Here is a 14,434-nt window from a genome sequence, read left to right on the forward strand (position 1 = left end):
TCAATCCCCCAGCCGGCGCGCCGCGATCCCGCGCAGCACGCGATAGCACAGCGCGGCGAGAATCAGCGCCGCGATCAGCCCGCCCAGCATCAAGAGAATCGGGTGCGTCGAGAGCGCCCAGCGCAGGTACTCGACGACCGGCAGCTTGCCGACGTAGTAGATGTCCCCGTTCGACACGGTCTCGAGCGTGCGCCCGTGGATCACGGTCATGCCGCCCTGGATCTCGCGCACGAGATCGGGGTCGAGCAGCGCGGCGGTCAGATCCGAGTCGGACTGCCCCGCCGCGCCGATCAGCGCGACCACGCTGCGGCCCTTTTGCATCGGCGATTCGAAGCCGGTAATGAGCGCATCGCCCGAGGCGCTGACGAGCGACAGATCCGCCCGCGCCGCCGCGCGCTCGGCGCCTCGATCGCCGTTCCACCAGCCGGTCAAGCGGTACTCGACGTCCGAGAGCTGGAACGTGCGGCCTTCGTCGGCGCCCGAAAACGGCATGGCCTTTTGCCACGTGGCAAGGAGCGGCTGCTTGCCGGGTGCGCCGATCAACAGCAGGTCCTTGTCTTTGAGCTTGTCGACGTCGCCCGCGTAGGCGACCGTCACGCCCGTCACCGGATAGCCCGTCGACGCGCCCATGCGCCCCATCGCCGCGAACAGCAGGCTGTAGTCGCTGCCGTTCGGATCGTTCGGCAGGACCACGGCCGTCTCGGACAAGTCGGCCATCCGCGTGAACGGGAAGCCGCTGTTCGCGAACGCGGCCAGGTCCGGCATCGCCATGTAATGCGGGAACGACGACAGGTCGATCGACGAATCGGGATCGATCTCGCCGCGCACGTTGTCGATGATCTGCCCCTGGCATTCGCCGGTCTTCGGCATGTCGTAGAAGAAGTGGAAGCGCAATTGCGCCTGCGACGTCAGCAAGTGCGGCGGGATGAAGATCCGGTGCTCGGCCGGCGCGGTGTTGTCCGGCAGCATCCGGTTCAGATAGCGGCCGAGATCGAGCATCGACGACGATTGCGCCGGAATCCGCAGCGCCTGCACGAAATCGTTGTTGACGCTGATGTTGAGCGTCGAGCGGTCCGGCGCGGGCCGCGCCGTGTAGCGATAGTGCAGGTCGATCGGCACGCCCTTCGTGCGCCACGTGAAGAGGTCCGGCGCGATGCGCAGGTTCACGCGCACGACGTCGGCGTGATAGCCGGTGACCGACAAGTCGCGCAGATCGGTGAGCTCGCCAAAGCGCACCGGGCGATCGGTCGGCAGCCAGTTCGGCGCGTCGTACGGCACGCGCGGCTTGACCGGCAACAAGTTCGAGATCGTCTCGCTCGCGCCCGAAAGCGCCGCCTGGCCGATACCGAGCGCGGTCGCCGCCGTCTTCAGCTCGCGCTCGTCGCGGCCCATCACGAGCAGCAGCTTGCCGCGCGCGGGCGGTGCGCGATCGACGATCGCGAGCATCGGCCCTTCGATCTGCGGCAGCGTCACGCCGGCGGGCTTCTCGTCGCTCGTCGCGAACACCACGGCGTTGCCCGAGAGCGGCGCGTTGTCGGTCTGCGCCGGGAACAGCGCGCCGCGGTAGCCGGCGAGCGCGCCGAACCACGACGCGACGATGCCCGCCGCTTCGATCGTGCCCGTGCCCGGGTGCTGCGCGAAGACGAATGGCAGCTCCAGGCGGCGGATATCGCGCCGGTCGAAGAACGGCAGCGGCAGCGCGCCGAGATCGGCCTTGGCCGGCAGCTCGCCGAACGTGAGGTCGAGCGAGCTCGCGTTGCTGACCGTCGCCCAAAGCGAGCTGTTCTGCGGGTCTTCGCAGGTCCGCGTGTAGTGCGCGATCAGCTGGATGTTCAGGTGGTTGAACTCGGTGATGAAACGCGGCTCGATCGGCACGTCGCGCGACACCAGGACGCCAGCCTGTTCGCGCGGCAGCGGCAGCGTCGCGACCGGCTCGCCGTTCATGAGCACCTTCAGATGCGACACTTCCGGCATCAGCGACGGCGAGTAGCTATAGATCAAGTGCAGCGTCGCGCCCGTCACCACCTCGTCGGCTCGCACCGAGAACGGCACGCCGTTCTGGCTCTCGACGCCGCGTAACTGCAGCGGATCGAGCGCGCCGAGCTGCTGGAACGTGAAGCTCTGGCGGCGGCCGCCCGAGACGATCGTGCCGTCGTCGGCCGTGGTGGGCATCGCGCTGCGCTGGTCGCGTGCGATCGCGGCAAGCAGCGGCGCGGCCGGCGTCGCGAGCGCGGCCTGCCCGCCGGGCTGCGAGATGAGCGGAATGGCGGGAGCCAGCGGCGCCCCCGAAGCCCCCGCAGCGGCTGCATTCGCAGCCGTGGCCGAAGCCGCCGCGGTCTTGTCTTGCGCAACCGCCGTGCCGACGACAATCGCTAACAACGCGGCCATCACTGCCGCAAGCCCTGCCTTCCCCATAGATCAGTTCTGGTCCTTTGCCTCGCCGGCACTCAGGCGGCGCATGCGCCGAGCCTTCTGAAAGTCGGAATAGATGTGTTCGAAGAGCCCGGTGATGCCCGCGCAGCCGACGCGCATCACATGCATGAGACCGCGCAGCGGCGCATCGGTCTGGCGGCCCTCGGCCCAGTTGGTCCAGGCGTCCGCCCGCGCGAACGTGCTTTGCACGAAGTCGAGCTCCTGCTCGCGCGAGAGCGGCGCGAACTGCAGGCCCACGCGCCCCGGCGACGTGAACGTCACGGAGGCCGGAAACACGAATTCCTCGTTGCCGCGAAAGAGCGACACGCTCACTTTCTCGTGCATCGGAATGTCGATCGACGCCGGCAGCCGCAGGCCCACGCCGCCCTCGGCGTAGTCGATCGTCTCGCAGGCCAGCGTGCGCCCCGTCGAGAAGCGCAGCGCCGCGGGCACGGTCATCGCCACGCGGTGCGCGCCGCGCACCTGGCGCTGCTCGCGCGCGGCGGCCACGCTCGCGCCGAGAATCAGCATGTTGTAGCCGGTCCACGCGAGATTGAGCACCGTCGTCTGCACTTCGCTTTGCGACTGCATGTTCATCGCGATATGGACGATGCCGACCAGGAAACCGATCAGGTTCAGCATCAGCAGGATCAGGTAAGGCCGCGAGATCGCCCAGTCGAAGTACTGCTCCTCGATCTTGCCGCCCTTCGCCGTCACGTTGAACTTGCCGAGCTTCGGGTTGATGAGCGCGAGCAACGTGGGCGCGGTGATGTACGACGCGAGCACCGATTCGTAGACCTCGGCCCAGAACGAGTGCCGGAACTGGCGCTGCATGCGCGAGTTCGTGATGCTCGCGTGCATCATGTGCGGCAGCGCGTAGATCGCGATCATGCTGGCCGCCGCCTGGATCACGTGCGCGCCGAAGAACAGGAACGACAGCGGCGCGGTCAGGAAGATGAGCCGCGGGATGCCGTAGAAGAAGTGCATCATCGCGTTCAGATAGCAAAGCCGCTGCCCGAACGACAGGCCGCGCCCCGTGAGCGGATTGTCGATGCGGAAGATCTGCGTCATGCCGCGCGCCCAGCGGATGCGCTGGCCGATATGGCCGCCGAGGCTTTCGGTCGCGAGGCCCGCGGCTTGCGGGATCGCGAGATACGCGGTCGTGTAGCCGAGGCGGTGCAGCTTCAACGCGGTGTGCGCGTCTTCGGTCACCGTTTCGACCGCGATGCCGCCCACCTCCTCCACCATCGAGCGCCTGAGCAGCGCGCACGAGCCGCAGAAGAACGTCGCGTTCCACAAGTCGTTGCCGTCCTGCACGAGCCCGTAGAACAGCTCGCCCTCGTTCGGCACCTTGCGGAACGTGCCGAGGTTCTTCTCGAACGGGTCGGCGGAGAAGAAATGGTGCGGCGTCTGCAGCATCGACAGCTTCTTGTCGCGCAGGAACCAGCCCAGGCCGATCTGCAGGAACGAGCGGGTCGGGATGTGATCGCAGTCGAAGATCGCGAAGTACTCGCCCGTCGTGATCTTGAGCGCCTCGTTGATGTTGCCCGCCTTCGCGTGGCGGTTGTGCGAGCGGATCGTCCAGGCGACGCCGACTTCCTCGCAGAACGCCTTGAACTCGGGCCGCCGGCCGTCGTCGAGCACGTGGATCGAGAGCTTGTCCTTCGGGTAATCGAGCGCGATCGCCGCGTAAATCGTCGGCTTCACGACCGAGAGCGGCTCGTTGTAGGTCGGGATGAACACGTCGACGGTCGGCCAGGCGCTGCGGTCGGCGGGCAGCGCGACCGGCGAGCGCTTGAGCGGCCACGCGGTCTGGAAGTAGCCGAGCAGGAGCACGATCGTCGAGTAGACCTCGGCCGAGACCAGCAGCACGCCCCAGATCAGGTCGACCGGACGCTCCCAGTAGGTCGTCTCCGTGAGCCGCCAATACATATAGCGGCCGGACGCGATCACCGAGAGCATGATCATCACGAGCGTCGCGAAGCGTCCGTCCGCGCGCCGGAACAAGAGCGCGCAGACGAAGCAGCAGGTCGCGAAGATCAGCTGCTGCGTGAGCGACATCGGCACCGTGAACACGAGGTACAGCGCGGCGATCGCGAAGACGAAGAGCAGCGCCGCGACCGGCCAGCTGCCCCACACGCCCGCGTCGATGAAGCGCTTGGACCAGCGCGCGAAGCGCGAATGGCCCCCGGACGGGCGCTCGGACGCGCTTGCCGTCGAGCCGGCATCCGGCGCGGCTGAATGGCCCGCCCCCGCCTCGCGCGAAACGGTACTCATGCGACGCTCCTCGGCAGCGCCCGCTGGCCCGCGAGCTTCGCAAGCAGCCATTCGCCGCAGGCACGGAAGTCGGCGGCGGCCTGGCTGAGCGGATCGTAGTGGATGACGGTCGTGTCGTAGGCGAGCGCTTCGCTCACGCCCTGGTCTTCGTGCACGACGCCCGGAAAGAGATGCGCGCCGAGCGAGCCGCGCAGCACCTTCACGACGTCCTTGGTCAATTGGCGCGACTGATCGGCCTGATTGATCACGTAGCCGTAACCGCGGAAATCGGGGCGCGGCGCCGCGTAGCCGTCGATCAGCCGCTCCATGAGCGGGATCGCGGCATACGACGCGGCGTCGGGCAGCACCACGTTCACCGCGAATTGGGCGTTCAGGAGCGCCGCGCGCGTGTAGACCGACGCGCCGGGCGGCGTATCGATCAGGACGATATCGGACGGTTCGAGCGACAGCGCCGCGAGCGCCGACGCGAACAGCTCAGGCTCGGAATCGAGGCGTTTTTCGAAGACGCGGCGGTCGTCTTCGTTGAGGGCGCCGTACGGCAGAACGGTGACGCCGTCGGGCCCGTCGAACATCGTGCTATGCCACGGCGCCTGAGCGAGCGTCGCGCGCGAGATGCCGTCGATGCTGTCGAGCGGCATGCCGAAGTGCAGCCGCAGTGCGTTCTGCGGATCGAGGTCGAGCGCGATCACGCGCCGCCCCGGTGCGCCGAGCACCGCGGCGAGGTTGGCGGCCAACGTCGTCTTGCCGACGCCGCCCTTGGCTGACACCACCGCGACTACGTTCATGACGGCTTGCGCGCAGCGTCGAGCCGCGTTCGGCCGAGGATGTTGCTGCGGCCGGGCGCTCCGGCGGCCGGCTCGGGCTCACGCTCGCGCGGAGTCTCGAGGCGGCGGAAGAGGCGCGACAGATCGCCTTTGACGTCGGGCTCAGCCGCGGCCGGCGCAGTCCGGAACATCTGGCCGAGGATCGAGTTCGCGGCGCGGGCGGCCGGCGTTGCGGGAGCGACGGCAGCCGCCTTGTCGGTCGAAGCGGTCGAAGCGGTCGAAGCGGCGCGGCCGAAAATGCCCTTCGCCGGCGTAGCGGGTTGCGGCTCGGGTTGCCGCGCAGGTTGCCGTTCGCCTGCCGATGCCACAGGCGCCCGATTCATCAGTTGATTCGCGGATTGCTGGTCCGGCGCGGCTGGGCGGGTCGCACCCGGCTCGTCCTCGACCTTCGGCGCCGGCGCAAAGCGCGGCGCGCCCACGACGCGCGGAGGCGCCGCCACAGCCGGAATGGGCGTCGTCGCGTGCCGGTGCCCGCGCGCGAACAGCGGCAGCTTCGACGCCGGACGCACGGGATTCGCTGCAGCAGGCTGCACGGACTTGATCTGGCCGGCCGCGCTCGCGGTCCGAACGCTCACCGTCGGCACGTCCTGGTGCGCTTCGACATCGAGGGAAGCCAAGAGCGGCCAGCGGGCGCGCGAGATCTTTGCCTCGTCGTCGCGCGCCACTTCCTGATAGGCATCGGCATTGCCGCCAAACTTCCTGAACAGATTACCGATATCGTCCGACACACTCATTCCCATCCCCCTTCACGCCGCCTGGCCTGGCTTGCCCTAGCTTCGATGATCGGCCTCCTCGTTTGCCAGACGAAACTCCAGTGCCAGCGGGTTGTCCACGGCCACCTGGGTCAACGCCAAGACACTGCTCGCGCCCAGCTCGCGCAACCAATACTGGTAGGCGCCTTCGAGAAAGCCCGGCGTCCAGGCTTGGGAATTCGGTCCGAACGCGGCGAGCGGCGCGCAGAAATGGTGGATCGCCAGATGGTCGTCGGTCTCGACGAGGTCCACGAAGCCCCAGTCCAGTTCGCGCCAGATCGCGTTCAGCGCCGCGGCGAACGCATCGAGGCTGTCGCACTCGCCGACCGCATGGTTCGCCGCGAAGCGCTCGCCCACGCGCGCCATGAGCTCGCGCAACTGGGCGGCGTCGAGCTGAGCCTCGAATTCCTGAGCGAGCGCGCTCAGAAAATCTCGCCATTGCGTTGACGGTTGTTGCTCAGCGAAGTAGCTGACGATCGCGGACATAGGTGCTTGCATGACGAAAATGAGCGCCCGTCAAAGGGCCACCCCGGATTGCGTTGATCTGCCGCGATTTGCTTGGCGGTGCGCGGCGGGCGGCTTGATTCGCGCCCGCTCGGCTTTCGACTTATTTATCGCCCCGCGATTTTATTGCGGAATGTCTCAAAAAAGTTAATCGATGCATGCACGCAACAAATAAATGACGGAAAAAAGCAAACAATTGGAGTCTAAACGGCCGTCGAGCGGCCCGAGGCGGGCCCCCTGGCCGGGCGCCCCTATACAGCGATTACACAGTTGCGCCCATGGCTTTTCGCGCGATAGAGCCGCTGGTCGGCTGCGCGCAGCAGGGCATCGATCGAATTGCCGTCCTGCCCGAACTGCGAAATGCCGATGCTGACGGTGACCGAAAACGGGTCGGTGCCCATCGCGTCGAAGCGCGTGCCTTGAATAGACATACGAATTCGCTCGCCAACCATGAGCGCGACATCGAGCGCCGCCTGCGGCAGCAGGACCATGAACTCCTCGCCGCCCACGCGCGCCACGCCGTCGTAGGGCCGGATCGCCTCGAGGCACGTCTGCACGAACGCCTTGAGGACCGAATCGCCGACTTGATGCCCGAAGGTGTCGTTGATCCGCTTGAAATTGTCGAGATCGAGCGCGAGCAGCGAGAACGGCGCCTCGCCGCGCTTGACCCGCCCGATTTCCGTCTCGACCCGCTCGAGGAAGATGCGGCGGTTGACCGCGCCCGTGAGCGGATCGATCGCGGCCAGATGCTCGAGCTTCTGGTTGGTGTGCTGCAGCTCCTGCAGCGCGGCTTCGGTGCGCGCCTTCGCTTCCGCCAAGCGGGCCATCAGCTCGTCCTGGCTGTAGATGGTCGAGAACGAGCGTGTCGTGTGAAACGCCTGCACGACGCCGAAGCTCAACAGGAAGAAACCGCCCGCGAAGATCGCATGCGCGAGCCACCACATGTGGTTCCACGGCTTGCCGAGAATGAACGCGAGCGACGAGAGCGCGAACGACATCACCGAAATGCCGAAGATCAGCATCAGCGGCGAACGGATCCGGCGCCACAGCATCAGGCCGACATTGACGAGCGAGATGACGAGCGCCCCGCCCTCCATCGACAAGCGCGTGCCGAGCGAGGCGGCATAGGGCGAGTACGCGATCACCGCGACGAACAGATCGACGGCCAGGAAGCCGATGAGCCACGTCAGCCACGTCCACGGGTCCGAGCGCTTCGCAACGGGGTCGGGCGGCGATTTATACGAAAGCAGGCCCACCAGCAGCAGGATCGACATCACGAGACGCGAGGCCGGCCCGTACAGCAGGAAAAGCCAAATGTTCCGATGCGAGAAGCCGGTAAAGACGCCGTGCAGCGTATAGATCACGACGAAGCCGGCAAAGCCGAGCGTGAGCCAGCGCAGGATCGGCTCGCCCGAGAGGCGGTAGCACTGCCAGGTCACATAGGTGACGAAGAGCCCTTCCAGCGTGGCCGCCGCAATCGCGATCTCGTGGAAGAGATGGTTTTCGAACTTGAGGGACGGGTCTTGGAAGAAATACAGGTAAGCGATCAGATAGGCCGGAGCGAGCGCGAAGCCGATCAAGAGCAGGCGGCCGTAGATTTGCGTCACATGGCGGATGCCGGCGGACGGTTCCACGATGACCGCCGCGCTTGTTGCGCTATTCAGGCTCATGTTCGCGTTCCCTTGGAAGATGGTTTCCAGCAGTCCGGCCGCACGGCTCGCGTTGGCCCGGTCTCCCGCAACCGGACTCGAACTTTACCTTAAAGATATAGAGATAAGATAAGACAATTCCGATCGATTGGCATAGTGCCTTTCGAATTTCCGCGCGTTACATGAGGGCTGTTAACGGGCGGATAACGGCACTGCGCCAAAGGGTCGACGAGAAGCGGTTCGCGATGCCGGCACCGCTCGAAGAAAGGGACAAAAAAGCGACGCAATCGCAGCGGGGAGCACTGCCATCGCGTCGCAAAGGGATGCTCGGTGATTCGGTCTACTTTGCCGCGGCGCGCTCGGCGGGTTCGGCGGCGCGCTTCGTGGTCTTCGACACGGCCGCGTTGACGGCCTCGACATTGGTTTCTGCGGCGTCGATCGCTTGCTGCGTCGCTTTGCGCGTCGACTCGTACCATGCGCTGACTGTGTTGATGGCCGACTTCAACGCCGTGATCGCGGGCTCGGAGGCGGCGGGGACGTGGCGGCCCGCATCGTCGACGAAATGATGCAGACGGCGCTGGTGCTCCGCGTACTGTTCGTTGGCGACGTTCGCGAACTCCGTCTGAGCGGCAGTCGCAATCGAGAAAAGACGCGAGTAGTAGGTTTGCGTGCGCGCGACCGCCTGCTCGAGCGGGTTCGCACGCAGCGCGAACCATTCGCGCGGGCTCTTGCTCGACGCGGCGTGAAGCACGGCCTCTTGCGACTCGCCGACGGCCGACTTGAAAGTGTCGAGGTTCAGTTCGACCACCTTCTGGACATGTGCAAAAGCGTGGTTGGCAAGAGCAAACGATGTCTCGAGATTCGCACGCTGTGCCGCCGCGTATTGCTCCGGATTCCAAAAGCTCATGTTCTCACTCCCTAAAGCGCCCTTCGTGCGGGCAGTATTGACGTGATCGCGTATTAAGCGAAAGGTGCAAATCTATCAGTCGCCCCATTGCGTCGGACCTAGCGATCTTGATAGCTGTGACAATCGGTAGCGCTACCGATATGGGCGCCCCGCCGACTCGCGCTACACTCCTGCGCCGGTCCTGCGCGGCCAAGCGCCGGACCTCGCGTTTCGGACGGCATCGCGGCAACACAATTGCCCGCGGCTATCCGCCTGACGCCACTGCCTCACGGCAGGCGTCGCCAGTGCGCCGGCTCGCGACCCGAGCCTGCGTGACAGGAAGACGAAGTTATCGCTTCGGCTTCTTCACCTCTACGGAGTCAACGCTTTGTCAAACCAGCTCAATACCGGGCTCGCCAGCCTGTTCGGCACCGGGGAAGGCCCCGCGCACGAACGCATCGCCCTCACCACCGACGCCCAGTCGGGTCTCCAATCGATCATCGCCGTCTACAGCACCGCGCTCGGCCCCGCATTCGGCGGCTGCCGCTACTGGACCTACGCGCACGACATGGACGCGCTCGTCGACGCGCTGCGTCTGTCGCAAGGCATGGCATACAAGAACGCGCTCGCCGACCTGCCGTTCGGCGGCGGCAAGGCGGTGATCCTGCGCAAGCCTGAGCAGACCGACCGCCCGCGGCTCTTCAAGGCGTTCGGACGCGCGGTCCAATCGCTCGACGGCCTCTACATCACGGCGGAAGACGTCGGCACCACGGTCGACGACATGCGCGCGGCGCAGACCGAAACGCGCTACATCAGCGGCATGCCGCGCGACGGCGAGTTCGGCGGCAACCCGTCGCCGAAGACGGCCTATGGCGTGTTCGTCGGCATCGAGGCAGCCGTGCAGTATGTGATGGACAAGAGCAGCCTCGCGGGCGTGTCGGTTGCCGTGCAAGGGCTCGGCTCGGTCGGCTGGGATCTGTGCCAACGGCTCTCCGACGCGGGCGCGAAGCTGATCGTGTCGGACATCGACGCAGCGAAGGTCGCGACCGCGAAGGACCGCTTCGGCGCGCAAGCGGTGACGCCCGCGGACATCGTCCGCGTCGAGGCCGACGTGTTCGCGCCGTGCGCGCTGGGCGCCGTCATCACGCCGGCCGTGGCCGAGCAATGCCGCTTCCGCATCGTCGCCGGCGGCGCGAACAACCAGCTCGCGTCGCTCGCCGAAGGCGACACGCTGCAAAGCCGCGGCATCTTCTATGCCCCCGACTTCCTGATCAACGCCGGCGGCATCATCAGTTGCGCGCGCGAATATCTGGGCGGCACCGATGAGGCATCGGTGATGGCCGAAGTCGCCAAGATCCGCGAGCGGCTGTTTGCGCTTGCGCAGCGTGTCGAGAAGACGGGCGAAGCGCCCGCGCGCGCCGCGGTAAGCTGGGCGCGCGAGAAGATCGAGCGTGCGGCTGCGAGCTAAACGCTCGGTCTGCGTCTCATTGGTGTGGCTTTCCGTATCGAGCCGCACCAAATCCGAAGCCGCTTCCTTGCGAAGCGGCTTCGTTTTTTTTAAAAGCTGAAAGCTATCGATCGCGCTGTAACGCAATGAAATCAGTGCACGTCGCATCGATGCGCTGGGCAGGCTCAATCGCGTCTACACTTCGCGCCGTATGCGTCGCTTTGCGCATCTCATGCGCCGCGTGACGCATCGGTCGCCCTCTCGCTTGACCGATATCGAAGCCATCCCTGCCAGCAGAACAGCATGTCGCCGCATCCCACAGGACCGAATCGCAGCACGCCGTCCGAGCCGATCACGAGGACCCGCTTCGCGGGCGCGACAGCATGACGCTCGACGCGCGCCGGCTGCCGGCCTGGAAGCTCGTCGTGTTCGGCAATCAGTTCGCCGAGCGCGGCGCCGTGGCCGAAGCCCTCGATCTCTATCACCGCGCGATCGAAGTCGGCGCGGACGACGCGCTGCTCTACAACACCGTGGCCCGCGCCTTCGAGCAGGTGTTGCACGAGGCGTACAACGATCTCGGCAACGCGCTGCACGCGAGCGGGCAATCGGCCGATGCGCACGCCGCTTACGAAGCCGCGATCCGGCTCGCACCGCGCAACGGGTCTTACTACCGAAACTACGTGCAGGCAAAACGCGTGCGGCCCGGCGATCCGCTCCTGGCCATCATGGAGCAGCTTGCTCAGGATACCGATCGAACGCCGCCGGAAGATCGCACCCAATTGCATTTCGCGCTCGGACTCGCGCTCACCGAAGCGGGCGAGCGCGAGCCACCCGCAGGTGGTCGGCGGCGGTGAGCGTACCGATTTTTCCCGCACGCTCGACGAAGCCATCGAAGCGATCGGCGCGACGGCCGCGCGCAACGCCAATGCCGCCGTGCCGGTGGAACACGCGGGTTCGGCGCAAAGCGAGCTCGATGCGCTGACGCCCGAGCGGATGCGCGCCATCGGCGCCGCCTATCTCACGCGACTCCGTCACGCGGCAGCCGGCAGGACGTCGTGGCAGCGCATCACCGACAGACGAAGAGGCCGGTGTCGACCGCCAGCGCCACGCAGGTGCGGCAGCCGATCTACCGCGGCTCGCTCGTCTACGAGCGGCCCGATGTGGCGTCGATCGCGCCGCTCATCGACGCGCTCGGGCCCGTGCTGGGGTCAGAAACGGCGGGCTGAGCGCACCACTCGCCCCACATCCGCCGGTAGGCACCCTCGACGCCGCGCGCAAAGCTCTCGCCGTCCATCAGCGCCGAGCGCTCCATCCGCGCCCGCAATCCCGCGCGCAGCGACGCAAGCCGCGGCCGATCGTTCGCCCATTGCACGGCGATGCGCACGTACTCGTCATCCGAGTGCGCGGCCAGTTCAGGCAGGCCCAGATTCGCAAGCTGGCTCAGGCCGCCCCGCCCGACCGCCGTGCGTCCGACGCGCGTCACGACGGGCACCCCCATCCAAAAGGCGTCGAGGCTCGTCGTGTGGCCGTTGTACGGAAACGTGTCGAGCGCGAGATCGATCTCGTGATAGGTCTCCAGGTACGCCGCGCGCGGACGGAAGGCGAAAAAGCCCACCCGCTCCGGCGCAATGCCGTGCGCCGCGAGCCGCGCGCTCAGCCGCTCGCGCGCCTTACCCGGCGCCGCCATCAGGACCAGGCGCGCATCGCGGACCAGAGCGAGCACGCCGGCCCATAGCCGCAGCGTGTGGTCCGTCAGCTTGCACGTGTTGTTCAGGCAGCCGAACGTGATGCGGCCGGTTTCCAACGCCGGCAGCGGGTTGACGTCGAGTGCGTCGGTCAGCGGGTCGTAGCACCAGAACGAGTCCGGCAAGCGGATCGAACGCTCGCTGTATTGGTCGTCGACGTTCGGCGCGTCCTGCGGGTCGAGCCATGGGTCGGTCAGGCGATAGCCGATCGCGCCGCTGCCGGTCGTGCCGGGGTAAGCGAGCCAGGCGGCCTGGACCGGTGCAGGCCGGCGCGCGAACAGCAAGGGGCGGCCATTCGCCATGTGCATCGTCAGGTCGACGAGGATGTCGATCCGATCGTCGCGGATGCGTTGCGCGAGCGGCGCGTCGTCGAGATCGCCGACGTCGCGCCAGACATCCGCGTGGGCGGCCAGCCGGCGCGTGTACTCGTCCGGCTGCGCGACGGTCGAATAGCAGAAGATCTCGAAACCCGCGTGATCGTGGTGCGAAAACAGCGGCGTCGTGAACAGCGTCTGGCAGTGGTCGCGAAAATCCGCCGACACATAGCCGATGCGCAGGCGCCGCGACGGCGCGCGCTCGTTCGCATACGCCGGCAGCGCCGCGCGAGCCGCGCCGGCCACGCGATAAGGTGCCTCGTGCCGCTCGGCGAAGCGCAGGCACTCGTCGCGTATCGCGTACCCGTCCTCGCTTTGGAACGTCAGCGCATAGGCCAGGTTGCTGTGCGCGATGACGTTGGCCGGGTCGTGGGCGAGCGCGCGGCGATAGCAATCGACGGCCTCGTCGAGCGCGCCGGTGTCCTTGAGCACGTTGCCGAGATTGTTGTGGCTGACGGCATGCGCGGCGTCGACCGCGAGCGCCTTGCGATAGCGCGCCTCGGCCTCGTCCATGTGTCCCAGCGTGCGCGCGAGATTGCCCGCGTTGTTCCAGGCAGCCACGAATGACGGACGGATGCGGATCGCCGCGTCGAACGCCTCGGCCGCTGCCGCGTACTCGCCCAGCGCTTGGCAGACGTTGCCGAGATTGTTGTAGGCATCGGCGTGATCCGCTCGCAATGCGATCGCCGCGCCGTATTGCACGGCGGCTTCCCGATGCCGCCCGAGCGCTTGCAGGATGTTCGCGAGGTTGTAGGCGGCCTCGGGAACGCGCGCATCGATCGCGAGCGCGCGCTCCAGCGCTTCGGCTGCCTCGGCGAACCGGCGCCGCTCGCCGAGCGCGACGCCGAGATTCACGAGATGCGCGGCCACGCCCAGCTCCGCCGCGACGGCCTCGCGCAGCAGCGCGATGGCGTCGTCGATGCGGCCGCGCGCCTGAATCAGCGTCGCGAGATTGGCCAGCGCGCTCGCGTAGTCGGGCCGCAACGCCAGCGCGCGGCGATAAGCGTCTTCGGCCGCATCGAGTTCGCCACGCAGGCGATGGCAGTTGCCCAGATTGTTGAGCGCGTCGAGATGCTGCGGCTCGCGCGCGAGGACGGCCGAGTATGCGTCGATCGCCCCAGGCCACTCCCCTTTGGCCTGCAGCATCGACCCCAGCGCGAACCACGCATCCACGGATTCCGGCTGCTGCGCGAGCACGCTGTGGTAAACGGCGGCGGCATCGTCGTAACGTCCGAGCGCGGCGAAAATCTGGCCTTTGCCGAATCGATAGCGCACCGCATCGGGCTGCTGTTCGATCGCGCGGTCGAGCCACGAGAGCGCATCGCCGCCACGCCCGCTTTGCCATTCCAGGATGCCGGTCCGGAACATCGCTTCGTGGTGGTTCGGCTCGGCAGCGAGCACTTCGCGGTAGAGGACGCCGGCCGCCGCGAGGTCGCCGGCGAGGTGCCGCGCCTTGGCCGCTTCGAAACGCGCGTTGACGGGCTCGTCGACAGACATGGGAATCGCCTTCTTTCCAAATAAGGACAGAGGCGATTCTAGAAGGCAATCGAGGTTTCAAAACGTC

At 66.9% G+C, this 14,434-nt stretch carries 9 protein-coding genes and 1 pseudogene; 2 read left to right on the forward strand and 8 right to left on the reverse strand.

Annotated features, from left to right (window positions below; translation table 11 throughout):
* From bcsB to phaP, 7 genes and pseudogenes are all read right to left on the reverse strand, one after another.
* A pseudogene (bcsB, locus tag FAZ95_RS32410) lies at nt 1–2,403 on the reverse strand (cellulose biosynthesis cyclic di-GMP-binding regulatory protein BcsB); the annotation flags it as partial.
* Between the two features lie 15 nt (nt 2,404–2,418).
* The gene (bcsA, locus tag FAZ95_RS32415; protein ID WP_137336487.1) at nt 2,419–4,689 is read right to left on the reverse strand and encodes a UDP-forming cellulose synthase catalytic subunit; all 2,271 of its coding nucleotides are present in this window, start codon (nt 4,687–4,689) and stop codon (nt 2,419–2,421) included.
* Nucleotides 4,686–5,474 (reverse strand): cellulose biosynthesis protein BcsQ, encoded by a 789-nt coding sequence (gene bcsQ / locus FAZ95_RS32420; RefSeq protein ID WP_137336488.1) that lies wholly within the window; start codon nt 5,472–5,474, stop codon nt 4,686–4,688. Before bcsQ ends, bcsA begins: the two co-directional genes overlap by 4 nt.
* Nucleotides 5,471–6,247 (reverse strand): cellulose biosynthesis protein BcsP, encoded by a 777-nt coding sequence (gene bcsP / locus FAZ95_RS32425; RefSeq protein WP_137336489.1) that lies wholly within the window; start codon nt 6,245–6,247, stop codon nt 5,471–5,473. Before bcsP ends, bcsQ begins: the two co-directional genes overlap by 4 nt.
* 36 nt (nt 6,248–6,283) lie before the next feature.
* The gene (bcsD, locus tag FAZ95_RS32430; RefSeq protein WP_137336490.1) at nt 6,284–6,751 is read right to left on the reverse strand and encodes a cellulose biosynthesis protein BcsD; all 468 of its coding nucleotides are present in this window, start codon (nt 6,749–6,751) and stop codon (nt 6,284–6,286) included.
* A gap of 269 nt (nt 6,752–7,020) precedes the next feature.
* Entirely contained in the window at nt 7,021–8,439 is a 1,419-nt protein-coding gene (locus tag FAZ95_RS32435) for a GGDEF domain-containing protein (RefSeq protein ID WP_137336491.1), read from the reverse strand.
* A gap of 319 nt (nt 8,440–8,758) precedes the next feature.
* Entirely contained in the window at nt 8,759–9,325 is a 567-nt protein-coding gene (gene phaP, locus FAZ95_RS32440; RefSeq protein WP_137336492.1) for a phasin family protein, read from the reverse strand.
* Nucleotides 9,326–9,692: 367 nt separating this feature from the next.
* On the opposite strand from phaP, the gene FAZ95_RS32445 reads away from it, so the two are divergent.
* Both FAZ95_RS32445 and FAZ95_RS32450 read left to right on the forward strand, forming a co-directional pair.
* Nucleotides 9,693–10,772, forward strand: a complete 1,080-nt coding sequence (locus FAZ95_RS32445; protein WP_137336493.1) for a Leu/Phe/Val dehydrogenase — start codon at nt 9,693–9,695, stop codon at nt 10,770–10,772.
* Nucleotides 10,773–11,134: 362 nt separating this feature from the next.
* Nucleotides 11,135–11,605: a tetratricopeptide repeat protein gene (locus FAZ95_RS32450; protein WP_137336494.1), complete on the forward strand. Its 471-nt coding sequence runs from the start codon at nt 11,135–11,137 to the stop codon at nt 11,603–11,605.
* A 290-nt stretch (nt 11,606–11,895) separates the two neighbouring features.
* Here FAZ95_RS32450 and FAZ95_RS32455 read toward each other — a convergent pair whose 3' ends face one another.
* A complete protein-coding gene (locus tag FAZ95_RS32455) occupies nt 11,896–14,367 on the reverse strand; it encodes a tetratricopeptide repeat protein (RefSeq protein ID WP_137336495.1) in 2,472 nt (823 codons plus the stop codon).
* Nucleotides 14,368–14,434: the final 67 nt, after the last annotated feature.

Origin of the sequence: Trinickia violacea, from assembly GCF_005280735.1 — a bacterium.
In the GTDB taxonomy this organism is placed as follows: Bacteria; Pseudomonadota; Gammaproteobacteria; order Burkholderiales; family Burkholderiaceae; genus Trinickia_A; species Trinickia_A violacea.